Genomic DNA, 23,868 nt, shown 5'->3' on the forward strand with positions numbered 1-23,868 from the left:
AGGCACACCCCCAGCCGAACGTCTCCCGGCCCTCTGACCATTATCTGAAAATATCCGGAGACACTATTTCCTCCTGGATCGTCCAGCACAGCCGGCGAAAAAAACTGCTCGACGACGGCTGTCAGCAAGCTCGGTGTCCTAAATCGATTTTAAACAAATACCGTGTATGATTCTTTTCACTCTATCATCGGCAGTGGCCCCCTCCCACAGGGGGCCGTGGCTGAGAGGCCCGTAGCGAAGCGCGTCATAGTATCGCATCGGGCGTGATGCTTGCTTCAACCGCAACAGATCAACGAGTTTCCCCGTGCGCAAGAATTTTCCGGTTACCGACGCCGAATATCCCGTTTCCGACGAAACGCTGATCGTTTCCAGGACCGACCTCAAAGGTCGTCTCACCTACGTCAATGAGGACTTCATCGACGCAGCGGAATTTACGCCCGAGGAATTGATAGGCAAGGCGCACAACATCGTGCGCCACCCGGACATGCCGCCGGAGGCGTTCGAAAATCTCTGGGACACGCTGAAGGCCGAGAAGCCCTGGGTCGGCGCGATCAAGAATCGCCGCAAGAACGGCGGCTTCTACTGGGTGCTGGCGACCGCCTCGCCGATTCGCACAAACGGGCAAGTCACCGGCTATACTTCGATCCGCACCAAGCTTGCCGCCGACCAGCGCGCCTTGGCAGACGAAGTTTATGCAGCCATCCGCGAAAAACGGCCGCATCCGTACCGGATTGATGCCGGCATCATCCGGAAGCGATCGTTCTTCGACCGTTTCGGATTTTTCACCCGCACCATGCGGGCGCGAATAACGACGCTGATCACGCTGCAAGCTGCTTTTCTGCTCACCTGTGGTGTGCTGGGGACAGTCGTGGTTGGCGGGACGTGGGGGCTCGTCCTCGGCCTTCTTGCCATTGTCGGGTCGCCGTCGGATGGATCGTCGGGAGTCAGACGCTTCGCGCGTTTGAGGGGCCGATACATCATCTGAACGAGACCATGCTGAACCTCGTTCACGACAAATTCGACAATCGGATCGAAATCAAGCGCGACGACGAAATCGGCGTGGCGCTTCGCAACCTTCAGAACGTGCAGACGCTGATTCGATTCAGCCGGGAAGAAGTCAACTCCATGCAACGCCAGGCCGAGGTTCAGCGCAAGACGGACATGACAAAGATCGCCAATTCTTTCGAAGCGGCGATCGGCGAAATCGTTCAGGCTGTCGCGACGTCAGCGACCGCACTGGAAGCTTCCGCAACCACGCTCGCGTCGAACGCCGACCATGCAAAGGATTTTGCGGCACGCGTCGTCAACGGTTCGAACGAAGCCTCCTCGAACGTCAATTCGGTGGCCTCGGCCACGGAGGAGATGACCGCCTCGGTTCGCGAAATTAGCCAGCGGGTGCAGGAATCGGCGCGCATGGCGGGCGATGCCGTCGAACAGGTGCATTCGGCGACTGAGCGCGTTAGTGCGCTGTCGAGCGCGGCGGCGCGCATCGGCGACATCGTCGAGATCATCAACAATATCTCTGGTCAGACCAACCTTCTTGCCCTGAACGCCACCATTGAGGCGGCGCGCGCCGGGGAAGCCGGTCGCGGGTTTTCGGTCGTTGCCTCGGAAGTGAAGGCGCTCGCCGAGCAAACCGGCAAGGCCACCGGCGAGATCGGTCAGCAGATCAGCGGCATCCAATCCGCCACGCAGGAATCCGTCGCGGCAATCAACGATATTCGTAACTCCATCGAAAAGCTTTCGGGAATCTCCTCCGCGATCGCGTCTGCTGTTGAGGAACAGGGCGCGACCACCCACGAAGTCGCTCGCAACGTGCAGCATGCTGCGCAGGGGGCGCAGGAAGTCTCCTCGAATGTCGGCAACCTCCAGCGCGGCGCGGCGGAAACCGGAACCGCCTCGTCCCAGGTGCTGTCTGCGGCGCAAACGCTGTCGCGCGACAGCGCCCGGCTCAAGGTGGAGGTGAACAAGTTCCTGGACTCCGTCCGGGTGGCATAGATGGCGCGCCCGGATCCATCTCCCCCTCAAACCCAGCAGTGCGCGATACGGCGTGCCCTCGTCAGACTCTCAGTTCTATTGTGACCTGACGGATATTTTGCACCAGCGGGATAGAGACTACTGCACGGCAGCACACTGATCCAGTTGAAGCAGTTGGGCTGTGGATGTCTGCGGCGCCGGTGGTCGATAGCCGAGCGATGAGTGCGGACGTATCGTGTTGAAGTGATTGCGCCATTGCTCGATCACGACCTGAGCTTCTTTCAGACTGTAAAAGATTTCCTGGTTGAGGCATTCGTCGCGCAATTTGCCGTTGAAGGACTCGCAATAACCGTTCTCCCACGGGCTGCCCGGCTCGATGTAGAGCGTCCTGGCGCCGAGTTTTCCAAGCCAGTTGCGAACCACCTTGGCCGTCATCTCCGCGCCGTTGTCGGAGCAGATGTGTTCGGGGACACCCCTGGTGAGCATCACGTCGGCCATCGTCTCGATGACGCCGAAGCTGTTGATACGACGCGCCACACGGATGGCCAGGCATTCCCGGGTGAGCTCATCGATCAGGGTCATCAGGCGGAGCTTGCGATCACTGAGAGGGTTGGAACTTTCCGGAGAAGAAAAGAATCGTGAGCAGTAACGACGTATCCTCGATTCCCCTGAGCGAGTGCGGGACGCCCCCTTCGAGATACACCCATTGACCTGCCGAAAGTTCAAGTGACGTTTCAGGTAAGCCGAGCAGAGCCCGACCTTCCAGGCAATGCAGCGTGATGGGACCATCAACTTGGTGCGCCTTGATATCCGTGCCAGCGTGAACGATGAGGCGCACGACCTCGAACGCTTCCGATTTTACGACGGCGGTTGTCCGCGCGTCCTTCAGCTTCGGCCCCAATGGTGCGAGATCAAAAACTTCTTCGGGGCTGGCGTGGTGCATGGCCATTGCACTCGTCTCCCTCCGCATGAGCAGGTCACAGGTGACCGACCTCGATATTGACCCATATTTTAAGTCACCGAAGTAAAGGCCAAGGCGGCAATCATCCCTCCAAAAGTTAGAGCAACCCCGGCGACAAGCATTGGCACTAGGCTCTCACTGGAACGTGGATCAGCCTGCCTGTTGGCGAAGTCTTCGGCGTCCTTTTGCGATTGGGCTGCTTCTTGAACTGGCTTTACGGTCGTCATTGGAAACCTTTCCCGGCCCCTCGTTGGTTTGGTGAGTGCACAAAACCAAAATCAAGGACCGTTCTACCTTCGTGGTTTTGGATACAGAAAAAGAGTGGAGCGATCCGGTACCTACCGGTACTTGTACCGGATCGCGGAGTTTGCGGCGAAGGAAGGGACTAGGACCCTCGTCACGAGTCAAAATCTACACCTCTAAAAAGAAATATCAAGGATATATCTTTTACTGGACGAACGACGACGTTCGCACTCTCAAGGCGCTCGCGAAGCAGAGGGCTGACGTAGCCAAGATCGCTCAAAAGCTAAACCGTACTCCCGGTGCAACGGCAGCGAAGGCGTGCGCCTTGGATATTTCGCTGAGCACAACGTAGTAGAGCACACATACCGCGCGCCAGTACGTCCATGGTCGCGCGGTATGATATCTGCCGTCGTGCGGTGAACTGTATCTCGCCTGGTGCAGAACAATTTCTTTAAAATCCATCCATGTCCCTTCAGAGCGTTTTGACCTGGATCTGCTGAAAGGACTTCCCTGCACTTTCGAGGATGGCTTCAAGGCGGCCTGCTATGCGCAGGCTACGGATAATGACGTCACGATAGAGCGGGTCGATTTCGATCCCGTAACCGCGGCGGCCCGTCTGCTCGGTCGCAATCATGGCATCCGCCACCAGCGCGACCGGTTTGACCGTCGGATGAAGGGCAAGGTCGGAACGATCGTTACCGAAACTGTTCACGCCGGCGTAGCTCCACACATTGGTGCGGTAGCGGCCGTGTCTGCCCGCTCGCGGGCTGAGCATCCTCCGGCCAATTTATTCCCAGCAAAGCAACCCGCCCCTGAACTGCGCGTAGACCCCTAATTAAGGGAGCAACACCGGCAAACGGGAGGTGCTGATGGCAAACGTAAGGGTAGTGGAGGCGGCCGAGCATCTCGGCGTGTCGAAGAATTTTTTTGGATAAAGCGCGCATTTACGGCGGCGGGCCGCGGTTTATGCGGTTCGAGCGCGCGATTGTGTATTCCACCGAAGCGTTGGACGAGTGGCGAGGTCCTGCACGGTCGTCCCCGCCAACGACAACAAGCCTACAGCCACGGCCGCCGCCTATGAGGCTGCTGGGTAAGACCAACGCTGCTGCTATGCCGCGCGGTCTCGTAACGCGACCTCCGCCTCAGCGTCCAGGTCGTCGAGAACCGCCTCGATAGCCGAGATGACAGTTTGGATGGCAGCGATTTCTGCAATCTGCTGTTTTGACAACGGTCCTTGGTGTCCCATGAGACCGACAATCAGGTCACGCCGCCGTTCCTTCAACTGAACTAATGGCAACTTGTGATCTTCGAGCAGCGTAGGCATTTCCAACAGGCTCCAGCCGATGCCTGAAAGTGACTCAAAGTTACTGAGACCAATTTTCACCGATGCTTAAAATTGTTTGCATCGAAGTCGTCAACAGCAACCTCGCTCGGGTGAGGCGGGTTAAGGAGTCGTAATCGCTCGCTGTCTGCCGCGGCTTCGTTCGCAATAATCCGAAATGTTTCTTGCGAGCGGGTGCCATTCGCGGCTGACTGTAGAATCCGCTCGGCCATCAACGCTTTGGTTGATGGATCAGGGCGAACGTCCAGTGTGGCTTGCGCAAGCGCGCCTCGCATTATCGTAACTAGCTCTGCATCAAACATCTTGAATCTCCGTTCTGGCAGCGCTGTACCATGCATCGGTGACGGCTGTACTGCGGAACTCTGACGATGATGAGTCGAGCGAATTAAACTTCGGACAGGTTGAGTCACATCGTCACACGACGAAGTGATTGACCATTCACATTACCATCACCACCGCGCCCTCGGATGAACTCGCGCGCGGCAATTTTCAATAACGGAGTTTTTCAAATCAATGAGTGGTTTCTGGAAAATCAACACCACAGAGTCCGCCGCTCTTGCGGCTGACCGCGCGGCATTGAAAGCCTTGGATACGACAAAAAACAAGGCTACGACCCTCGTCGAAGACGGCGGTACTTTCCGACGCTCCAACGATGACAACCAAACTTAGAAAGAAAAGAAGGTTTTATGGCCGAGTTTGGTGGGCAGACGCCCCGTCGCGGAAGGCTACACCAATATTCTTAGGGACGATGTAAATAATCCTCGTTTGGAAGAGCAACCTTATGCCAGTTGGGAGTTTGGCTATTGGGGTGTTTGCCCATGACACCCCGCCTGTGGCGGTCCCGGCATTTGCAGGCTGCCGGGGCCGTCGCTTGGTCTTGTAGAGTCCATTCCGAAAGGCTTTCTCCGCGCCCCCTGTGATAGACTGACCTCAAGACAGGAGGAGGCAAGTCATGACAGAACGCCGCGAACTATATCGAAGCCCAAATGGCGATTCCTGGTACTTAGGTCGCGAGCCGACAGACGGGCATGCCTTTATCATTCACCAGCCTAATTCCCCATCCGGCGGACGGTTGTCGCATATTGAACTGGGAGAATTCCTACGGAGTGGGAAAGGCCCAGAACAGCAGGCATTGCTCCGTTTGATTGGGACACTCGTCGAAGTGCCGCCATACGCTTAATGCATTGCTCGGGCGAGATTTTCTATTTGTGAGTTGGCAACTGTCCATCTAGCCAGTCTTGCTCCTCGGCAAGTGCGAGCCAGGCATCCTGCATGCGTCTATAGCGGTTCTTCGAAGGCAGGTCCTTCGCATCGTCGGCGAGTTCACCGCAGTTGCGGGCATTTTCTCTGTACTGTTCTGACTTGGTCAACATGAGCCGCTCCGGCGAGGTTCTCTATTTGAAGGACGAAAAAATGCCCGCCGTTTGCGAGATGAAAAGCATCCCCCTTGACGGCGGCGGGCCTGCCTTGCATTCGTCCGGCTTAGGTCTGTAGGCGGCACCTTGCCTTCACTTCCTCGCTTCGTAGGGCAGAAAGTACACACCCTCGCGAGCGCCCAGGCGCTCCTGTTCCCAAGCCTTACGCTCCTCGTCGGTAGCCGGGATGAATGCAAAGCAACTCTCAGCGCCCACTGTTTCGCCCGCTGCCGTTAGCGCCTCCTGGACCAGGCCATACACTTTTGGGGTCCCGATCAATTCCTGCATACGCTCGTCTTCCGACGACAAGTTTACGGTGCCTACGCGCACACCATGCTCATCCGGGCTGCCCTCGTTCAGAACGAGGAAGATCGTGGTTAGCTCAGAATCCGTAGGTTCGCTCATCTATCCCTCCTCGCTTTCAGCCCAATCTCTACCAGCCTCCGAACCGCTTCCGGACGGCCAGGTAGGTCGTCTTGTTTCCGACGCCAGTCGTCGAGGGCCTTGGCCATACCGGGCTGGACGCGAACGCCGATTAGATCGCCAGTTGCAGGCGCCCTCTTTTTTGGTGTTTTCATGTTATCACGAATTGAATTATTCATGCAACCATGATATCACGAAAACAGGCCGGAGCAAAGTGGCGACCTCGCGTCCGGCTCTAACCGCAACCGCCGTCTAGGAGCGATCATGGCTACAACCACGTTGCCGATGCGACCGCACCAGCCATTGCGCTAGCGCGGTTGCCGTCCTGCGTCGCATTCTCCGCCGCCTAAACGATGACGGCTTCGGCCGCGTCACGCGGCCTCAGCGGCTGAAACACCGGGCTCGAAAGCGCGCCAATAAGCGAGGCATATAGCCAACAAAAACCTAAATGATTTTTAGGTAGCCTTTTTCCGAGAATAGGTTTCCCGAATCTGAGAATAGGTTGAACCGGGTCGCGTCTAGGTGTCCGGATCAAGCGCCCGAAACATCAAATCCAAAAGCATCGGCCGCCGCGCTGGGTCAGCGGCCTTCAACATTTTCGAAAACGCCGCCGCGACTGCACTTGTGCCCGCTACCCATCGGCCATCGGCGACGCGCGTCATGAGAATGCCCGTACTCGAAGCTTCAAAAATGAAATCAGGTGTTTCGAGTTTCAAATCGTCCACCATAAAATCCCCCTTTCCTCAAAAGGCACTGTCTGGATCGGCGCGGTTACGCCAGAGCGTCGAACATCAATCCAAACAGCCTTTCTCGATACGCATCCGGCATTTCCGTCGTGACCATCTTTGCAAAGATAGCGACCGCTTCAGCGCTGTTCGAAGCGCGTTGCTCACTGTCCGCAATTCGCGTAATGCGTAATCCCTCACTAAAGGTTTCAAAGTTGAAGTTCGGACCTTGAAGTTTCAAATTACTCATAAAAAAACCTTCTCGTTGAAAAAGACTGTCAGTTCAAAATTGGTTTGCTTTCACTCGCCAAGTATTCGCCGAGCCATGATGGATCACCGAATCTGTGAGTCAACTTGACTGCAGCGTCACGATTGCCATCAAGTATCGTTTTGAAGCGCTCTTGATTACCCCGCGGAGGAACCTACGCGAGCCTGGTGACCAAAGGGAATTGCTCCCTTCTCTGATAGCCGATCAAAGCGCCCCCACGATGCGCGGTTCGATTGCTTTCGCCAATTGTTCACGGGATCGGGCGGCCAGTCTGTGCACTCATGCTACAGCGTATACAGGTTACGCTTTTGCAGCGTCCGCTCGGCAGCTCTTGATCTAGATCAAACTGGCTGTTCGGTCTCGGGATGACCATCGAACGGTGAAAGGTATGGAAGGCTGGCGGAATTCGCATCCGAGTTCACAGCGACAATCTTCCGGGAACGGAAGTGATGCTGGGGGAGGGCGGGCCGATGGAAATGCGGATCGGAGCTTCTAGGTGAGGACTGACAACATCTCTAACGTTGCAGGTATCGCTGGGAGATAGGGATGGCAAGCACGCTTTCTAGCAAAGAGCGGGCGATGATGGATGCGTACTGGCGGGCGGCCAATTACCTTTCGGTCGGCCAGATCTATCTCTACGACAACCCGCTGCTTAAGCAATCGCTCACAAAGGATCACATCAAGCCGAGGCTTCTTGGCCACTGGGGAACGACGCCAGGCCTGAACTTCATCTATGTCCACCTTAACCGGGTGATTAAGAAGCACGATCTCGACGTGATCTACATCACCGGCCCCGGACACGGTGGTCCCGGGCTGGTCGCGAACGCTTACCTGGAGGGGACCTACAGCGAGGTCTATCCGAACATTTCTCCCGATGAAGAGGGAATGAAGCGACTATTCACCCAATTCTCCTTCCCGGGCGGTATCCCGAGCCACGTTGCACCGGAGACCCCTGGCTCGATTCACGAAGGCGGGGAACTCGGCTACGCCCTCTCACATGCCTACGGAGCGGCCTTCGACAACCCCAATTTAATCGTGGCCTGTGTCGTCGGCGACGGCGAAGCGGAAACTGGACCGCTGGCAACGAGCTGGCATTCCAATAAGTTCTTGAACCCGGCGACCGATGGAGTGGTCTTGCCGATACTTCACTTGAACGGCTACAAGATCGCCAATCCCTGCATTCTCGCGCGCATCAGTCATGATGAATTGGATCATCTATTTCGCGGTTACGGCTATACGCCATATTTCGTCGAGGGGGATGAGCCGGAAAAAATGCACGAGCTGATGGCCGCAACCATGGATAAGGTTGTCGGGGAAATTCAGCGCATTAAATCCGCCGCACTCAAAGATGGATTTGAGGAGCGCCCACTATGGCCGATGATTGTACTCCGCACACCCAAAGGCTGGACATGTCCGAAGGAAATTGATGGCAAGCGCACAGAGGATTATTGGCGATCTCACCAGGTGCCGATGGGTGAGATGCATCGGAACGCGGCCCATGTGCGTCTCCTCGAAGAGTGGATGAGGAGCTATCGACCTTCAGAGCTGTTCGATGACAGCGGCCAGCTCCTCCCCGAGTTGGCCGACCTCGCCCCTCGAGGCGCACGTCGCATGAGCGCCAACCCACATACCAATGGCGGGTTGATCCTGCGCGAACTGCGGCTGCCAAATTTTCGCGATTACGCTGTTGACGTGACCGCACCCGGCGTCGAAACCGCCGAATCTACGAGAGTCATGGGTCGGTTCCTTCGCGATGTAATGAAGCTAAATATGGAGGCCCGTAATTTCCGGCTCTTCAGTCCGGACGAGAACAACTCGAACCGCTGGCAGGATGTACTGGAAGTCACCAATCGTGCCTGGGCCGCAAATACTTTCCCCTGGGATGATCATCTAGCACCCGATGGGCGGATTATGGAAATGCTCAGCGAGCATCAATGCCAAGGCTGGCTCGAGGGCTATCTTCTGACCGGCCGGCACGGCTTTTTCTCCTGCTATGAGGCGTTCATCCACATCATTGACTCGATGTTCAATCAGCACGCCAAGTGGCTGAAGGTTTGCAATCACATTCCATGGCGGCGGCCTATTGGCTCGCTAAACTACTTATTGTCGAGCCATGTCTGGCGCCAGGACCACAACGGCTTCAGCCATCAAGACCCAGGGTTTATCGACCACGTCATCAACAAAAAAGCTGAGGTCATCCGCGTCTATCTCCCCCCTGATGCTAATTGCTTGCTCTCGGTCACTGATCATTGTCTGCGCAGCCGAAACTACGTCAACGTCGTCGTCGCGGGGAAGCAGCCCGCTCCTCAATGGTTGACGATGGACGAGGCTGTCAAGCATTGCGAAGCTGGATTGGGTATTTGGGAATGGGCCAGCAACGACCATGGTGGCGAGCCCGATGTCGTAATGGCCTGCTGTGGTGACGTGCCAACGCTGGAGACGCTCGCCGCTGTCGACCTCCTTCGAAGGTACGCGCCCGATCTAAAAGTCCGCGTCATCAATGTCGTCAATCTGATGAAGCTGCAGCCTTCGAGCGAGCATCCGCATGGTCTGACTGATCATGATTTCGACGTGCTTTTCACGACTGACAAGCCGATCATCTTTGCGTTCCACGGGTACCCGTGGCTGATTCACAGACTGACCTACCGGCGCACGAGCCACAACAACGTGCATGTGCGGGGTTACAAGGAAGAGGGCACCACCACGACACCGTTCGATATGTGCGTGCTTAACGAGCTAGATCGCTTCCACCTCGTCAGCGACGTAATCGATCGCGTGCCGAAGCTTGGATCGCGCGCTGCCTACGCCAAGCAGGCCATCCGCGACAAGCTCATCGACCACAGGACCTTCATCGCCCGGTGTGGAGACGACATGCCGGAGATCACTGGCTGGAGATGGGGGCAGGAGGCGTCTTCTGCGGTCGTTCACTCGACCGAGGCAGACAACGTCTAAAGGTGCCGGCGGAGCCGAAAATGAACGTTTGCGCGATGAGACATGAGAAGACAGCGTGGAGCCTCAATGGCCGGCCATCCCACGATTATCCGGCCGACGAATGGAACGTCGTCGAAAAAGCGTTTCATCCCGAATTGCGGGCTCAGCTCGAAACGATGCTAGCGTTCGGTAACGGGTACCTCGGCATACGGGGGTGCCCGGAGGAGAGCGGCCCAAACTCTGAAAACGGCACTTTCATTAATGGGTTCTATGAAACGTGGTCGATCATCTACGGAGAAGAAGCTTACGGTTTCGCAAGGACTGGTCAGACGATCTGTAACGTGACCGACTGAAAAGTCATCAAACTTTTCGTCGACGACGAGCCGTTCTGGCTGCCCCATGCGCACCTTTTGAACTACGACCGACGACTCAATATGAAGACGGGAACACTAGACAGGGAGATTGTTTGGGAAACTCCATCTGGCAAACAGGTGTCCATTATATCCCGACGTTTGGTCTCCTTCGTCAATAGGCATGTGACCGCCATCTCCTATCGTGTAACAATACTCAATGCACAAGCTTTTGTCGTGATCTCTTCGGAGATGACCGCAGACGAACGCGGCACTCGCAGCAGGGAAGACGATCCACGACTGGCGAAAGCCCATCCAGGCCGCGTGCTGCATCAGCGGTCCACCTATTCCAAAGACCGCCGCATCGTGCTGTGCCATTCGACCGAAAGAAGCCGGTTCGTCCTCGCATGCGCGACTGACCATGCGATAGAGAGCGTTTGCCGTATTCCTACAAAGTCGCCCATAGTGGTGACTCCGGCCAAGTCGCCTTCACAATCGAAGCGCGGCCGGGCTGCTCCATCCAGCTTACCAAATTCATGGCCTATCACGCCTCGCAGACGGATTCTCCCGAACAGATCTGCAGCCGTGCTGGGTGGACAATGGATCGCGTGATGAGCCAGGGCTTCCAGAATTTGCTCGCCTCCCAGGAGCAGTACATGGACGATTTCTGGCGCAGAAGCGATGTTCGGATCAAGGACGTCAGAGAAGATCGAACAAAACGCAGCACCGCCGAGATCCAGCAGGCAATCAGGTTCAATCTTTTTCACATCCTGCAGGCCTCGGCGTGTACCGAAGACAGGGGTGTGCCGGCGAAGGGCCTAACCGGACAGGCCTATGAAGGGCACTACTTCTGGGACACCGAAATCTACCTTCTGCCGTTTCTGACGTACACCTCGCCCCGCATCGCCAGGAACCTGCTGGCACTCCGCTACAAGATGCTGCCTCAGGCACGGGCCCGCGCCAAGGAGTTAGGCCACCGGGGAGCGATGTTTCCGTGGCGCACCATTAGCGGCGAAGAAGCATCGGCATATTACGCCGCAGATACCGCACAATATCACATCAACGCAGACATTATATACGGGCTGCGCAAGTACGTGCAGGCAACGAGCGATGAATCGTTTCTGCGGGACTACGGCGCCGAAATGCTCGTCGAAACCGCACGTCTGTGGGCGGACTTGGGCTTCTACTCGGATACTAAAGGCGACAGGTTCTGTATCAACGGCGTCACCGGGCCAGACGAATACAATGCAGTCGTAAACAACAATGCATACACGAACTTGATGGTCCGCGAAAACTTGCGCTACGTCGAATCCATGCGCAAGATAGAACCGGACGCATACAATACTCTTGTGCACAAAACGGCACTCGAACCCTCTGAGGTGACAGCATGGATTCGCGCGGCGGAAAACATGTATGTCCCATATGACGAGAAGCTGGATATCATTCCTCAGGACGACAGCTTTCTGGGCCGAGAGCCGTGGGATCTTCAGAATACGCCGCGCGAGCGTTATCCGCTGCTCTTGTTTTATCATCCACTGAACATTTATCGAAAACGAGTGATCAAACAGGCGGACGTGCTTCTAGCGATGTTCCTGCTGGGTGATGCTTTTCCAACTGAGAGTTCAGATTGTTGGATCGGCGAGCTCCGTCGGCAAAAATCGATGTGCGCCAAGATGACCAGAAAGGCGATCCGGTTTCGTGAGTCAGAATGCGATTGGGCCAGCATGGAGGACGAACCTATGGGATCTGCAACCGCGAGTCGTTCCGGAGTCAACTCGTCCAGTCCGATCGCTCTCACGAACGTTCGCACCGGACTCGGTGCGGGTGCGATCGCCGCAGCCTTAATCGAGAATTTGCACTGCCTTCTTGGAAAACTGCCACGATACGCGACACGGAACGACTGGTACATGTGCCTCGCTTACACCGTTCGCGATCGCATGATGGAGCGCTACGTAGCAACGTTAGAATCCATTACCGAAACGAATCCGGACGCCAAGGTCGTTGCATATCTTTCTGCGGAATTTCTGACCGGGCCGCATCTTGGAAACAGCCTCGTCAATCTTGGTATTTGGCGAGCAGTAGAGGATGCGCTGTCGCGAGTGGGGCAGGGCGATTTATCGAGCCTTTTGGATCAAGAGGAGGAACCCGGGTTAGGAAATGGGGGTCTTGGCCGATTGGCCGCGTGTTACATGGACTCGCTCGCGACGCTCAACGTTCCTGCGATCGGCTATGGCATTCGCTACGAGTTCGGGATCTTCGATCAAGCGATCCGTGACGGCTGGCAGATCGAACTGACGGACAAGTGGCTACGCTTTGGTAATCCCTGGGAGATCATTCGCTCCGAGATCGCGTTCGATGTGAAGCTTGGCGGGCGCACGGAGCGCTATCGCGACGAGGTCGGATCCTGGCGCGTACGCTGGATTCCTGAGAAAGTGGTCAAGGGCGTCGCCTACGACACGCCGGTCCCAGGCTATCGTGCGCCCACCACAAATCTGCTGCGCTTATGGAAAGCCGAAGCTACGGAATCTTTTGATTTTGAAGCATTCAACGTCGGCGACTATTACCGGGCGGTTGACGAGAAGATTGCATCGGAAACCATCACCAAGATTCTATATCCGAATGACGAGCCCGAATCCGGGAAGCAGCTGCGGCTGGCGCAGCAGTTCTTCTTTGTGTCTTGTTCGCTCCAGGACATGATCCGATTGCTCATCTTGCGCGGCAAGCCGCTCCACGAGTTCCACTTATACTGGGCCGCGCAGTTGAATGATACGCATCCCTCTATCGCCGTCGCCGAGTTGATGCGGCTCCTTGTGGACGAACACGCGATGGAATGGGATCAGGCCTGGGCGATCACCCAGCAGACCTGCGGCTACACGAACCACACGCTTCTTTCCGAAGCGCTTGAGCGATGGCCGCTACCGTTGTTTGCCCGACTGCTGCCGCGCCATTTGGAGATCATTTACGAGATCAATCGTCGTTTCCTGGACGATATTCGGCTGCGTTATCCGAGCGATGATCAGCTCCTCCGGCGGCTCTCGCTGATCGACGAGACGGGAGGAAAGTATATACGCATGGCGCATCTCGCCAGCGTAGGCAGCCACGCGATCAACGGTGTCGCGGCCCTCCATACCGAACTTCTGAAGCAGACGGTGCTGAGCGACTTCTACAGAGTGGCGCCGGAAAAATTTTTCAATGTGACTAATGGTGTGACGCCGCGCCGCTGGATCGCTCTGAGCAACCCGAACCTGAGCGCTCTGATCACCCGGAAGATTGGTGACCGATGGTTAGCAGATTTGGAGAAGGAGCTCGAACACCTCGAGCCGTTAGCTGTAGACGCCGACTTCCAGAAAGATTGGCAAGCCGTTAAGGCCGATAACAAACGTGTGCTGGCGGCTCTCATCAAGGAACGAACCGGCGTCATCGTTGATCCGCGCTCGCTCTTCGACATTCAGGTCAAGCGGCTGCACGAGTACAAGCGTCAGCACCTGAACGTTTTGTACCTGATCACTCTTTTCAACAGACTAAGGCGTGCTACCAGCGCCGCGGAAATTCCCCGAACGGTCATCTTTGGCGGCAAGGCTGCTCCCGGATACCGCATGGCCAAGCTCATCATCAAGCTGATTAACTCAGTCGCGACAGCCATCGATCAGGACCCGGTCGTCTCTCAGGTTCTCAAGGTGGTGTTCCTGCCGGACTTCAACGTCAAAAACAGTCACCGCGTATACCCCGCCGCGGATCTGTCGGAGCAGATCTCCACGGCAGGCAAGGAGGCGTCTGGCACAGGCAATATGAAATTCGCCATGAACGGGGCATTGACAATTGGCACCCTGGACGGCGCCAACGTCGAGATCCGCGACGCCGTGGGTCCCGAGAATTTCTTCCTGTTCGGTCTGACGGCCGCAGAGGTCGAGCGATTGAAGGCTGGGGGCTACGCGCCGCGCGAATTCTACGAGTCAAATCCGGAGCTGCGCGAAGCGATCGATCTCATCAGTTCGGGGTTCTTTTCGAACGGTGATCGCGCACTCTTCCAGCCCCTCGTCGAATCGCTGATCACCCGCGACGACTACATGCTGCTAGCCGACTATCAGGCCTACGTGGAATGCCAACAAAGCGTCAGTCGAGCGTACTCCGATCAGAGCGCATGGACGCGCATGTCCATTCTGAACTGCGCGCGAGTCGGTCGCTTCTCATCCGACCGCTCGATCCGGGAGTACTGCCGCGACATCTGGAACGTTAGGCCAATTGTTCCTGACGAGAGATGAGCAGGATGCGGACGATGAGCGCCGGTGATGTCACATCGGGTACGAGCGCTCCTCTCGGTGCGACGGTTCTTCCGGGCGGCGTTAATTTCAGCATATTCTCGAAGCATGCTGTCATGCTCGAGTTGCTTCTGTTTGATAGTGAGAATGCCGCCCAGCCGTCACGGATTATCCCCCTCGACGCCATTAAACATCGCACGCACCTCGCTCGCTTCGCCCGATGATATATCCCCTTGGGAGAGCGCACCTGTCGTAAGGCCGGCGACGTATCTGGCGCAGCCACGGTCCATGGTCCTTCTGGCGCGGGCGCTCGAAGGAAGTGTTTCAGAAGTGGAATGATGTCAATGACGATTTGGCTATCGCTGGGACGCTCTGCGAGACCGGAGCCTGTTAACGCGCGTGGCAACCTGCCGCGCGGAACTGTTCGATGACCCGGCTCACAAGGTCTTTGCTGGCGGGCGGGGTGTTGTGCAGCTTGTAGTCGAGCCCCGTCGTAAATTACGAACGTCGATGGAACTGAGCCAATCGCCAGGCTGAAAATCGTTCCAGCAATTTCCGGCCTTGGCTTCCTTTTTCCGGGCTGCACCTGCCTTCATGGTGAATCTCCCACAGGCCCTCGACAGATAAGGTAGCTGCCATGGTGACAATTCCGCGGGAACCGTGACAAGCGCCAGCACCTCCAGCCTTGATTCAAATCAACGACGATCAGGTCTTTCTTGCGCTTCAAGGAAAGCGTTGGTGTCGCGGAGTTCTGGTATCACGACACATTGTTATGTCTGGCATTCGGCGATGGCCTCTCCATCAACAGTGACAGGGTGTGCTGGGCGATCATCGCCGTGAATCCCATCGTGCTCTCGATGCTGCGTCCACCCTTTAACGCGCACATCGAGGCTCCACTACCGAGATGGACAACGATTGCCCGCCCGTTGGCGATCTCGGGCGCGACGTGCGGCAAAGTCTTCGCGATATACTCATATGAGAGACCGTGAAATCCGTAACGCCGCACACCCTCGGCATAGACGCGGTCAGCCAAGGTTCGTTGTCGGAACCGCTCGCCCGCAGGCGAGGACGACTGCTAATGCCATCGATCTGGCCCTTGATCTGGCGTTGCAGATCTCCCTCTCCCTCGACCGAAAAGATCTGGAACTTGACGCTTGAGGAGCCTGCATTGACGACGAGGATAGTATCCATAGCGATCACGCGGAAACTGTTGGAGCCCGTTGATGCCTTGCATTCGCGTAGAGAGCCGCGACCGCGCAGGAGGCCATCCGAGCGCGCGCCGAGTCTGCACGAGACGTCAAGAATCTGTCTCGATCCATCTGACCGTAACGGATTGATTTCGGGCGACGCCTCGGCTCTCCACTTTTGAAGTCAGCTAGGTCCGGAGCGTTCGGCCTCGATTTCTTGAAAATGATTTGCTTGCGCTTTGGAGGAAAGCTTCAGCGCGCAGCGGTCATCTCGAAGCATTAGCTCCGATTTGTCTAGATGAAATGCATGGTTTCGGCGGACAGCAGAGAGCGCAGTAGGGTTATTTAGTCTTACCGTTTCCGCTCTTCTCGTTAGCGCGCCTCAGAGCTTCAGCAAGCGCTCCGCCGCCGGATTGCTGATGCGGCTTGCTCGGTGTCGACGTCATCCGCCGGCTTTTGTCTTTTGGGGTGCCTTGCGCTGGCCGCTCGCTCATGCCGCCGGGCTCATCATCGAGGCGGAGAGTCAATGCGATCCGTTTACGGGCGACATCTACCTCCAGCACCTTCACCCTGACGACGTCACCTGATTTGACGACATCGCGCGGGTCTTTGATGAAAGACTTCGACATCGCCGAAATGTGTATCAGCCCATCTTGATGGACGCCGATGTCGACGAAGGCGCCGAAGGCGGCCACGTTGGTTACGGCGCCTTCGAGGATCATGCCCGGTTTGACATCCTTGAGCGTCTCGATTCCCTCTTTGAAGACCGCGGCCTTAAACGCCGGCCGAGGATCGCGGCCGGGTTTTTCGAGCTCGCGGAGGATGTCGACCACGGTCGGCAGACCGAAGGTGTCATCAACGAAACTCTGCGGCTTGATCTGGCGGAGGATATCCGTGTTTCCGATGAGCGCCTTGATGTTGCTTTTGGTGGCAGCAAGAATCTTGCGTACGACGGGGTAGGCCTCCGGGTGGACTCCCGAGGCATCGAGCGGATCATCGCCACCAGTGATCCGCAGGAAGCCGGCGCATTGTTCGAACGCTTTCGGCCCCAGTCGAGGCACCTGCTTTAGCCCTTTACGTGCCTTGAACGGCCCGTTGTTATCACGGTATTGGACAATGGCTTGCGCCAACCCTGCGCCGATTCCTGATACGCGTGCGAGGAGCGGTGCAGACGCCGTGTTGGCATCGACTCCGACCGCGTTAACACAATCCTCGACCACCGCATCAAGGGAGCGAGCCAGTTTACTCTCGCCAAGATCATGCTGATATTGGCCCACGCCGATCGCCTTCGGATCGATCTTGACCAGCTCGGCCAATGGATCCTGTAGCCGCCGCGCAATCGATACCGCCCCGCGTAGCGTGACGTCGAGGTCGGGCAATTCCTCTGACGCAAAAGCCGACGCTGAATAAACCGATGCGCCGGCTTCCGACACCACGATCTTCGACATCTTCATATCGGGTAGGGATTTTACCAGATCCGTAGCGAGCCTGTCGGTCTCGCGCGACGCCGTACCGTTGCCGATCGCGATCAAGTCAACGCCATGTTGAACGGCGAGCTTGCCGAGCGTGGCGAGTGCCGCATCCCATTGCCGCTGAGGCTCGTGCGGATAGACCGCCGTGGTGGCCACCACCTTGCCCGTCACATCGACAATAGCGACCTTGACTCCGGAGCGGAATCCGGGGTCGAGCCCCATGGTAACGCGTGCGCCCGCTGGCGCCGCGAGCAACAGGTCGCGTAAATTCGACGCGAACACACGTACCGCCTCGTGTTCGGCTGTGTTCCAAAGCCGCATCCGCAAATCGATATTGAGATGAACCTGAATCTTGGTCCGCCAGGCCCAGCGCACCGTTTCTATTAGCCATTGGTCGCCGGGCCGTCCACGATCGGAAATCGCGAAACGCTGCATGATCTTCAATTCGTAGGTACTGACCGCAGCTGGCGTAGCCGTAGCTGGTTCGGGCAATATCTGAAGGTCGAGAATATCCTCCTTCTCACCGCGAAACATTGCAAGGATGCGATGTGACGGCAGCTTGGTGAGCGGCTCGCTGAATTCGAAATAGTCCTTGAATTTTCCGCCCTCGGTCTTCTTGCCGCTCCGCACGGCGGATGACATCAGGCCGTTCGACCACATCCTTTCCCGCAATACGCCAATCAAGTCGGCATCTTCCGCGAAACGTTCCACCAAAATGGCGCGGGCGCCGTCCAGCGCAGCCGCGACATCGGCGATCGAGTTGTCGACGTTTACGAACGGCTCTGCTACCGTCTTCGGATCATTCTGCGGTTCCGCCAACAGCAATTGAGCCAGCGGCTCCAGTCCGCGCTCTCTGGCGATCTCAGCCTTGGTGCGGCGCTTCGGCTTGAACGGAAGGTAAATGTCTTCCAGACGCCCCTTGCTATCGGCAGCGAGAATTGCTGCTTCCAATATGGCGTCGAGCTTTCCCTGTTCGCGAACCGAATTGAGAATCGCGGCACGACGGTCTTCGAGTTCACGCAGATAATTCAAACGCTCTTCGAGTGCCCGCAATTGAGCATCATCCAGGGAACCCGTGATTTCCTTCCGGTAACGAGCAATGAAAGGAACGGTTGCGCCCCCATCGAGCAACGCAACCGTCGCTTCAACTTGCTGCTCGTGAACGCCGAGCTCGTCCGCGATCCGTCGATTGATGTTTGCCACGCGCCATCATCCTGAACCATCGCGACGAATAAAAATGTCTCGCCGCGAAATGACGCTTATGAACTACCGTCGACTGACTGATCAACCTCTTGGAACAAACAAATTAGTCTGGGGACGAACTTCGATCGCAATGATGGGCGTGGCCACAATTTCAGTGCGAATCCGATACGTCGAAATCCTAGCGAAGCGCATTAGTCGTCGTCACAAACCTCCATCTTCTTCATGCCGGCCTCCGCTTCTGACCGGGTTTTGAAGACGCCGAGGCCGACGATAGTCGACGGGGTTGTCGGGATGTTCGTGGTGGTCGCTGGCCTCTTGTCCACGATGGTGCACTTCTTCGTCGCGGCATCGCGGATGACGTAGTATTCCTCGTGATGGACCACCGTCTCGGCGAACGCCGGCGCGGCCGCAAACGCAATAAGCGCGCTCAGCGCGAGTCTCTTCATAGGAGCCGTTCTCCGTTTAAACAAGGCAGAACGCGTACCTCGTTGAGTCCGGCTAGTAAACCTCGAAATCCTGTGTCTGCGGCCCTTGCGTGCTTTCGCTGCGGGAGGCGGAGCACCAATACGACTGAGTCCCGAAGCCGAGCATCGGCCACGCGATGGCGCACGGCATGAGGAGGTCGAAGTACCGCGTCGTGAGGCGCACATCCTCGTCGTGGTCTATGAGGTCGCCGCGCAGCGGCCCCGGATAAGCCGACTAGGCTATGAAGGATACCGACTTGCACGGCGCACGGAATCGTTGCTCGGATTGAAATGGACGGGCGGCAAACCCTCCGGCTCACTTTGAGACTAACACGCCCAGCCAAGACGGAGCGCCTTCCAAAGGACAAATAACGGGCATGGCCAGAAACGTCACCAGCGCAGAAACGGCAGTCGCCGCAGCGATCATTGATCCTTTCAACATAACATCTCTCCGATCGAGAGGCTTACTATCGTGTCCCGTCTTTGACAAACCGACATGCGGGTATTTCTAAATCGACGCGCCGCCGTTTATCTCCTCGCAGAATGTCTCTAGCAGCCTTGTAACGAGAGGAGGCGACTATCACGCGCCCGTGTGCGGCCTTCCGGGAACGGTCACGGCCCGGTGAGGTTGCTATCCCGAACAGGCATGGAGCGCAGCCATGGCATTCCCCAATAACGACGAGCCTCCCAGGGCAACAAGCGATGCGAAGCGCACCAAAGCCACCCGCTGGGCTATCGCGGGGGTGGTCATCCTGGTGCTGTTTGGCCTCCTGCTGATCTCCCCCGGCCACAACACGCACGATAAGTCCGCCGAGAATCCGCCGCACCCCGCAACGCAAGCACAGCCCTAGGGATGAGCTGCGCCCCAAACGAAATCCGCCAGCCCGTTAAGGAGCTGGCGGCGTGCACGACTAGGGTCGAGGGCCTTCGGGGGATGGCGGGGTCCCTAGCGCGCAATCCTACGGCCAGATGTCGCTGCGGCCCGGCTTGGCGTACTTGATGTTCGCGTCGCCATGTTCGCGTCGCCGCTCTTCGCGATCTTTTCGTCCAGCTCCTTTCACTTCTCCTCGGTGAGCTGCTCCTTGGTCTTGCCCGTCTTCTTCTTCGCATCGGCGTCGAGCGTTCCGCCCGAAATGCTGCCTACTCCCGTTGCGTCTGACATACGCATTCTCCGATTTGCTATCGTTGCTTTTGAACCCCTGGTTGCAAATTTATGGGTCACAAGGCTGTGACCAGGTTGCATCCGACGCACTCAAGAAGGGCATGATCAGAGAGTTTAATTCTGGCTCTGCGACCCTCACCTAGGGCTCGTGTGAGTAACGCTGGATCTGGACTGCACTTGGCTGGTCCACTTCGCTACCATCATGGCAAACGTGACGATCGCCCAAGCAGTGAACCCGAACAGGGCCGTAGCGATCAACTTCCTTCGCATCGGGCGTTTCTCTTGATGCCGGTAACGTCTTCGGATCGTCAGAACCTAGCTCGGATTGTACCGCGAGAAAAGGGACGCGAAGCTACCGCTTCGCCTTCAGCCTCGCTTCGGAGACGAGGGTGGCTCGACGGGCGCACGAGCCAGCCGCTCCGCCCTTAGACGCTCGCGATTTTGACATGCCAGTACCCGACGTGCCTTGGGGTCCAAGCTAGAAGCATCTAGCTGTCCCGCTGTACCAACTCGACAGTGATGCCCTCGGGACCCTCAAAGAGCCGCAGCTTTCGGTTGACGTAGTTCATCTCGTCGCTGAGCACCGTCACGCTACTAGCCACGAGGTGTGCAGTGGTTGCCTCAAGGTCGTCGACGCGGAAGGCGAGATGATTGAAGCCTCGTCGTCGCAGGTTCGTTGGGTGCGCACCCGGATCGGCCCCTGGGGTGGGTTCAAACTGAAGAAGCTGAATCTCGAATTTGAGGATCGGCTCCTTCGAGAGCGGGGGTGATGTGCTGCGCCTTCATGTCCGGCATGCCCATGTAGCGGGCAGGGAGTCCGCCGTCGATTATCGCGACGTGATCCTTTCTGAAGCCAAGAAGAGCGAAGAAGTCGATCGCCGGGCCAGCGTCTGCTACCGCAATCGCAATATGATCCGGATTGAGTATCATCATCACTCCGCGTCACTAGCGCCGCACATCTCCGCGCGCGAACCACTGGCATCCGGCTCACCGCTTTTGCGAGACTATCAGCTCGCCCCACCACACGGTAGGCAAGGCTGGCTCAATGTTTCACTGCGCCGGTTCGTGCGCGAGGTCGCGGGCCGAGACCGGAAGTCGCCATCGGACCACGACCTGCGATCTACCCGCGCAGGAACGAGAAAACAGTGCTAACGTTATTGGTGCGGCCGGGAGATGTGTGACTGCACGTCGAGTGTTCGTCCTGGGCGGATCGTACTGGGCCATTGACGCAGTCAAAGCCGGCCTGATGCAAGTGCGAAACGCTCAACCCGAAGGAGTGTGCAATGCGTAAGAAAGTGTTGACCATCTTGAGTGGCGTAGCAATCGCCGCATCGGTTCTCACGCTGGTGCCGGATCAGGCGTCGGCGCAGAGAGGAGGGGGCTTCAGGGGTGGCGGCGGATTTGGAGGCGGTGGTTTCCGCGGCGGCGGATTTGGCGGTTTTCGGGGCGGTGGATTTGGAATGGGGATGCCCGGCGGGTTTAGAGGCGGGTTCGCCGGCGGCGGGTTCAGGCGCGTGGGCTGGGGGGGTAGACATTGGGCCGGAGGAGGCTGGGGATGGCGGCGCGGCGGCTGGGGATGGGGCTTTCCTGTTGCTGTTGGCCTCGGTGGCTGGGGCTGGGGCGGGGGCTGGGGCTATCCGTACGGTGGCTGGGGCGGTGGCTATCCGTATGGCTATGGTTGTGGTGGCTGGGGCGGTTACGGGTACGGGTGGAACGGCTGTTACCAGCCCTATGGTTGGTATTGATACGGCCATGAGAGCCGGCGGGTAGAAGTTTAGCCATGGGTTCACGCGAGATATTGCCCATGCAAGCTCAGCGGGACCTGCCGGCTCACGCTCGTTGCGAGCGTTGTATATTGCGAGTCTTTACGCAGAACATGTTGTGACCGTTCGAATTATTTTTATGGTGTTTTTAGAACCGAGTTTCGTCCAGAAACCCTCTGGACGAAACTCGGATGTTCCCAAATTCGTCCCTCCAGATGAAACGGATTTTCTGGATGAAGTCTGGATGAAACCTTACTCGCATATCCGAGCGATGCGGCTTGTTGATGAACCGCATTGGCTTTGTCTGTCACGCCCAATATTGCAGTCCATGAACTCGCCGGTCGCCCCAGTGTGCAGCTTTTCACATAGCCCGAAGTCGTAAAGTCCTGTCCTTAGGTTTTCGATGAACAATTCCTATACCCGCGAAATCGCAGCGGCGCTCCTGATCGATGTTAACGGCAACGTGCTCCTGCAGCAGCGCGATAATATTCCCCACATCATTCAACCCGGAAAAGTCGGCCTCTTCGGGGGGCACAGGGAAGGCGAGGAAACATTCTTGGAGTGTGTTGTCCGAGAGATCGCCGAAGAAATCAGCCAGCATATCCCTGCCGAACGATTTCAACATCTATTCAGCTTGGACGGCGCTGATCCGGAGAGGGCGGGCGGTCACCTGAAAGGGGAATTTTTCGTTGCTTATGATGTTCCGACCGACGCCTTAGTGATTACCGAAGGCAAACTTTTGATAGTTTATCCAGACGCCATTAGGAAAATGCAATCGAAGCTGACACCAACAACTCTACTGGCAGTGAATGCCTTCATGAGTCGTCAAATCTCTCCGGCCGGCCGATGAGAGTGATCGTGGCGGCAACTATCTCGGATTTATCTATTATGACCAATGAGCAGTGGTAACTGGACGATCGATTCTGGTGTACCCTTTCGGCTTCATAAGTTTAGCTTGATCCAGGCCGGTGCGTGATCGCTGGCGTTGTCCTTGCCTCTGTACGTCGCCATCCACGCCCGCTTCTACGAAGCGGGAAGCAACGGAATGGCTGAGAAGAAAGTGGTCAAGCCTGAGACCATGATCCTTTTCATAGCGATCTCGCCTGTACGTCCCTAAGGGCGTTGATGTAAAAAGCCCGCATCGCTGCGGGCTTTTGTTTTACCAGCCGTTGTATCCACCTCCGCCGAAGCCAAACGTTATGCTCGGCCCACCATAACCATATCCTCCACCGTAACCTGGCCCACCATAGCCGCCGCCATAATACTGAGGAGCGTAGCCGTAGCCCCTTTGCTGACGGTAATAACGATGGCCAGATTGGCCATAGTGCCGGTGATGGCGGTGGCCGTAGTGCTGACGACCATGAGAGTGTCCATAGTGCCGATGTTGTGATTTGCTGCCGGTTGACAACTGGGCGACCTCGGTCAGGCCCTTTTGATTTGCTGCGTTTGCAGCGGAAACACTTAACAATGCAGCTGCTCCGATCGCCATTGCCGCAATCAACTTCTTCATAAGAAAACTCCCTTCAACGTGTGGAGAGCTAATCAACCCGGACGGTTTGGGTTCCGGCGCATCACCCAGAATTTGCGCTAAGTGGCTGAACATCTGTTCATATTCGAATATGGAGGCGTACAGGGCGGGCCTGCGCAGGGTGCTTAGAATGACCCAAGCGCACGATATCTCACGTCCCTGCGGCGCGTTGCGCGATCGGGGTTGGTTAGTCCG

Annotated in this window: 19 protein-coding genes and 5 pseudogenes; 9 read left to right on the plus strand and 15 right to left on the minus strand. The window is 57.1% G+C overall.

The features are described from left to right. The first annotated feature begins 304 nt into the window (after window positions 1–304). Window positions 305–1,998: pseudogene (locus GGQ85_RS12550) on the plus strand (methyl-accepting chemotaxis protein). Window positions 1,999–2,115: 117 nt separating this feature from the next. Here the strand turns inward: GGQ85_RS12550 and GGQ85_RS12555 are convergent. From GGQ85_RS12555 to GGQ85_RS12575, 5 genes and pseudogenes are all read right to left on the minus strand, one after another. Then, window positions 2,116–2,574: pseudogene (locus GGQ85_RS12555) on the minus strand (integrase core domain-containing protein); the annotation flags it as partial. A gap of 1 nt (window position 2,575) precedes the next feature. Beyond that, a complete protein-coding gene (locus GGQ85_RS12560) occupies window positions 2,576–2,926 on the minus strand; it encodes a cupin domain-containing protein (RefSeq protein WP_309774802.1) in 351 nt (116 codons plus the stop codon). Window positions 2,927–3,653: 727 nt separating this feature from the next. Further along, window positions 3,654–3,956, minus strand: coding sequence for a hypothetical protein (locus GGQ85_RS12565; protein WP_309774803.1), 303 nt, complete (start codon window positions 3,954–3,956; stop codon window positions 3,654–3,656). A gap of 333 nt (window positions 3,957–4,289) precedes the next feature. Beyond that, window positions 4,290–4,565, minus strand: coding sequence for a hypothetical protein (locus tag GGQ85_RS12570; RefSeq protein ID WP_309774805.1), 276 nt, complete (start codon window positions 4,563–4,565; stop codon window positions 4,290–4,292). Continuing rightward, complete coding sequence (locus GGQ85_RS12575) at window positions 4,562–4,825, minus strand: hypothetical protein (RefSeq protein ID WP_309774806.1); 264 nt, start codon at window positions 4,823–4,825, stop codon at window positions 4,562–4,564. The genes GGQ85_RS12570 and GGQ85_RS12575 overlap by 4 nt, the downstream gene beginning before the upstream one ends. A 211-nt stretch (window positions 4,826–5,036) precedes the next feature. On the opposite strand from GGQ85_RS12575, the gene GGQ85_RS12580 reads away from it, so the two are divergent. Next, window positions 5,037–5,192 carry a hypothetical protein gene (locus GGQ85_RS12580; protein WP_309774807.1) on the plus strand — a complete coding sequence of 52 codons (156 nt, stop codon included), beginning with the start codon at window positions 5,037–5,039 and terminating at the stop codon, window positions 5,190–5,192. A gap of 533 nt (window positions 5,193–5,725) precedes the next feature. On the opposite strand, the gene GGQ85_RS12585 is transcribed toward GGQ85_RS12580, so the two are convergent. From GGQ85_RS12585 to GGQ85_RS12595, 3 genes are all read right to left on the minus strand, one after another. Continuing rightward, entirely contained in the window at window positions 5,726–5,896 is a 171-nt protein-coding gene (locus tag GGQ85_RS12585; RefSeq protein WP_158081565.1) for a hypothetical protein, read from the minus strand. Window positions 5,897–6,031: 135 nt separating this feature from the next. Further along, on the minus strand, window positions 6,032–6,343 hold the full coding sequence (locus tag GGQ85_RS12590) for a hypothetical protein (protein WP_079448356.1): 312 nt from the start codon (window positions 6,341–6,343) through the stop codon (window positions 6,032–6,034). Between the two features lie 789 nt (window positions 6,344–7,132). Next, window positions 7,133–7,336: a hypothetical protein gene (locus tag GGQ85_RS12595; protein ID WP_309774809.1), complete on the minus strand. Its 204-nt coding sequence runs from the start codon at window positions 7,334–7,336 to the stop codon at window positions 7,133–7,135. A gap of 564 nt (window positions 7,337–7,900) precedes the next feature. On the opposite strand from GGQ85_RS12595, the gene GGQ85_RS12600 reads away from it, so the two are divergent. The 4 genes and pseudogenes from GGQ85_RS12600 (at window position 7,901) to GGQ85_RS12615 (ending at window position 15,118) form a co-directional block, all read left to right on the plus strand. Next, window positions 7,901–10,306 carry a phosphoketolase family protein gene (locus tag GGQ85_RS12600; protein ID WP_079448353.1) on the plus strand — a complete coding sequence of 802 codons (2,406 nt, stop codon included), beginning with the start codon at window positions 7,901–7,903 and terminating at the stop codon, window positions 10,304–10,306. 35 nt (window positions 10,307–10,341) lie between these two features. Continuing rightward, window positions 10,342–11,247: pseudogene (locus GGQ85_RS12605) on the plus strand (hypothetical protein). Further along, window positions 11,247–14,897, plus strand: coding sequence for a glycogen/starch/alpha-glucan family phosphorylase (glgP, locus tag GGQ85_RS12610; protein WP_309774810.1), 3,651 nt, complete (start codon window positions 11,247–11,249; stop codon window positions 14,895–14,897). Before GGQ85_RS12605 ends, glgP begins: the two are co-directional and overlap by 1 nt. 14 nt (window positions 14,898–14,911) lie before the next feature. Further along, entirely contained in the window at window positions 14,912–15,118 is a 207-nt protein-coding gene (locus GGQ85_RS12615; protein ID WP_087881223.1) for a hypothetical protein, read from the plus strand. Between the two features lie 605 nt (window positions 15,119–15,723). Here GGQ85_RS12615 and GGQ85_RS12620 read toward each other — a convergent pair. The 4 genes and pseudogenes from GGQ85_RS12620 to GGQ85_RS12635 form a co-directional block, all read right to left on the minus strand. Continuing rightward, window positions 15,724–16,085 (minus strand): annotated as a pseudogene (locus tag GGQ85_RS12620) (hypothetical protein); the annotation flags it as partial. Window positions 16,086–16,090: 5 nt separating this feature from the next. Beyond that, window positions 16,091–16,195, minus strand: a pseudogene (locus GGQ85_RS12625) (phosphate acetyltransferase); the annotation flags it as partial. A gap of 227 nt (window positions 16,196–16,422) precedes the next feature. Beyond that, complete coding sequence (locus GGQ85_RS12630) at window positions 16,423–18,756, minus strand: Tex family protein (RefSeq protein ID WP_309774812.1); 2,334 nt, start codon at window positions 18,754–18,756, stop codon at window positions 16,423–16,425. Window positions 18,757–18,947: 191 nt separating this feature from the next. Then, the gene (locus tag GGQ85_RS12635; RefSeq protein WP_079448348.1) at window positions 18,948–19,202 is read right to left on the minus strand and encodes a hypothetical protein; all 255 of its coding nucleotides are present in this window, start codon (window positions 19,200–19,202) and stop codon (window positions 18,948–18,950) included. Window positions 19,203–19,879: 677 nt separating this feature from the next. Between GGQ85_RS12635 and GGQ85_RS12640 the strand changes: the two genes are divergently transcribed. Next, window positions 19,880–20,071, plus strand: a complete 192-nt coding sequence (locus tag GGQ85_RS12640; RefSeq protein ID WP_309774813.1) for a hypothetical protein — start codon at window positions 19,880–19,882, stop codon at window positions 20,069–20,071. 799 nt (window positions 20,072–20,870) lie between these two features. On the opposite strand, the gene GGQ85_RS12645 is transcribed toward GGQ85_RS12640, so the two are convergent. Both GGQ85_RS12645 and GGQ85_RS12650 read right to left on the minus strand, forming a co-directional pair. Further along, on the minus strand, window positions 20,871–21,128 hold the full coding sequence (locus GGQ85_RS12645) for a VOC family protein (RefSeq protein WP_309774840.1): 258 nt from the start codon (window positions 21,126–21,128) through the stop codon (window positions 20,871–20,873). Then, window positions 21,094–21,312 carry a VOC family protein gene (locus tag GGQ85_RS12650; RefSeq protein WP_309774814.1) on the minus strand — a complete coding sequence of 73 codons (219 nt, stop codon included), beginning with the start codon at window positions 21,310–21,312 and terminating at the stop codon, window positions 21,094–21,096. The genes GGQ85_RS12645 and GGQ85_RS12650 overlap by 35 nt, the downstream gene beginning before the upstream one ends. A 353-nt stretch (window positions 21,313–21,665) precedes the next feature. On the opposite strand from GGQ85_RS12650, the gene GGQ85_RS12655 reads away from it, so the two are divergent. Together GGQ85_RS12655 and GGQ85_RS12660 are read left to right on the plus strand one after the other, a co-directional pair. After that, window positions 21,666–22,127, plus strand: coding sequence for a hypothetical protein (locus GGQ85_RS12655; RefSeq protein WP_309774815.1), 462 nt, complete (start codon window positions 21,666–21,668; stop codon window positions 22,125–22,127). A 421-nt stretch (window positions 22,128–22,548) separates the two neighbouring features. Further along, the gene (locus tag GGQ85_RS12660) at window positions 22,549–22,995 is read left to right on the plus strand and encodes an NUDIX hydrolase (protein WP_309774816.1); all 447 of its coding nucleotides are present in this window, start codon (window positions 22,549–22,551) and stop codon (window positions 22,993–22,995) included. Window positions 22,996–23,304: 309 nt separating this feature from the next. Here GGQ85_RS12660 and GGQ85_RS12665 read toward each other — a convergent pair whose 3' ends face one another. Continuing rightward, window positions 23,305–23,655 (minus strand): hypothetical protein, encoded by a 351-nt coding sequence (locus GGQ85_RS12665; RefSeq protein WP_309774817.1) that lies wholly within the window; start codon window positions 23,653–23,655, stop codon window positions 23,305–23,307. Window positions 23,656–23,868 lie beyond the last annotated feature (213 nt).

Source organism: Nitrobacter vulgaris, from assembly GCF_031453995.1.
Taxonomy (GTDB): domain Bacteria; phylum Pseudomonadota; class Alphaproteobacteria; order Rhizobiales; family Xanthobacteraceae; genus Nitrobacter; species Nitrobacter vulgaris.

What these genes read in the sequence shown, in the direction of transcription:
- GGQ85_RS12590 (WP_079448356.1), bottom strand. Translation starts at nt 6,343, where the DNA reads ATGAGCGAACCTACGGATTCTGAGCTAACCACGATCTTCCTCGTTCTG.
- GGQ85_RS12665 (WP_309774817.1), bottom strand. Translation starts at nt 23,655, where the DNA reads ATGAAGAAGTTGATTGCGGCAATGGCGATCGGAGCAGCTGCATTGTTA.
- GGQ85_RS12615 (WP_087881223.1), top strand. Translation starts at nt 14,912, where the DNA reads ATGAGCGCCGGTGATGTCACATCGGGTACGAGCGCTCCTCTCGGTGCG.
- GGQ85_RS12595 (WP_309774809.1), bottom strand. Translation starts at nt 7,336, where the DNA reads ATGAGTAATTTGAAACTTCAAGGTCCGAACTTCAACTTTGAAACCTTT.
- GGQ85_RS12575 (WP_309774806.1), bottom strand. Translation starts at nt 4,825, where the DNA reads ATGTTTGATGCAGAGCTAGTTACGATAATGCGAGGCGCGCTTGCGCAA.
- GGQ85_RS12600 (WP_079448353.1), top strand. Translation starts at nt 7,901, where the DNA reads ATGGCAAGCACGCTTTCTAGCAAAGAGCGGGCGATGATGGATGCGTAC.
- GGQ85_RS12560 (WP_309774802.1), bottom strand. Translation starts at nt 2,926, where the DNA reads ATGGCCATGCACCACGCCAGCCCCGAAGAAGTTTTTGATCTCGCACCA.
- GGQ85_RS12585 (WP_158081565.1), bottom strand. Translation starts at nt 5,896, where the DNA reads ATGTTGACCAAGTCAGAACAGTACAGAGAAAATGCCCGCAACTGCGGT.
- GGQ85_RS12640 (WP_309774813.1), top strand. Translation starts at nt 19,880, where the DNA reads ATGGCATTCCCCAATAACGACGAGCCTCCCAGGGCAACAAGCGATGCG.
- GGQ85_RS12565 (WP_309774803.1), bottom strand. Translation starts at nt 3,956, where the DNA reads ATGCTCAGCCCGCGAGCGGGCAGACACGGCCGCTACCGCACCAATGTG.
- GGQ85_RS12660 (WP_309774816.1), top strand. Translation starts at nt 22,549, where the DNA reads ATGAACAATTCCTATACCCGCGAAATCGCAGCGGCGCTCCTGATCGAT.
- GGQ85_RS12580 (WP_309774807.1), top strand. Translation starts at nt 5,037, where the DNA reads ATGAGTGGTTTCTGGAAAATCAACACCACAGAGTCCGCCGCTCTTGCG.
- GGQ85_RS12655 (WP_309774815.1), top strand. Translation starts at nt 21,666, where the DNA reads ATGCGTAAGAAAGTGTTGACCATCTTGAGTGGCGTAGCAATCGCCGCA.
- GGQ85_RS12635 (WP_079448348.1), bottom strand. Translation starts at nt 19,202, where the DNA reads ATGAAGAGACTCGCGCTGAGCGCGCTTATTGCGTTTGCGGCCGCGCCG.
- glgP (WP_309774810.1), top strand. Translation starts at nt 11,247, where the DNA reads ATGAGCCAGGGCTTCCAGAATTTGCTCGCCTCCCAGGAGCAGTACATG.
- GGQ85_RS12650 (WP_309774814.1), bottom strand. Translation starts at nt 21,312, where the DNA reads ATGATACTCAATCCGGATCATATTGCGATTGCGGTAGCAGACGCTGGC.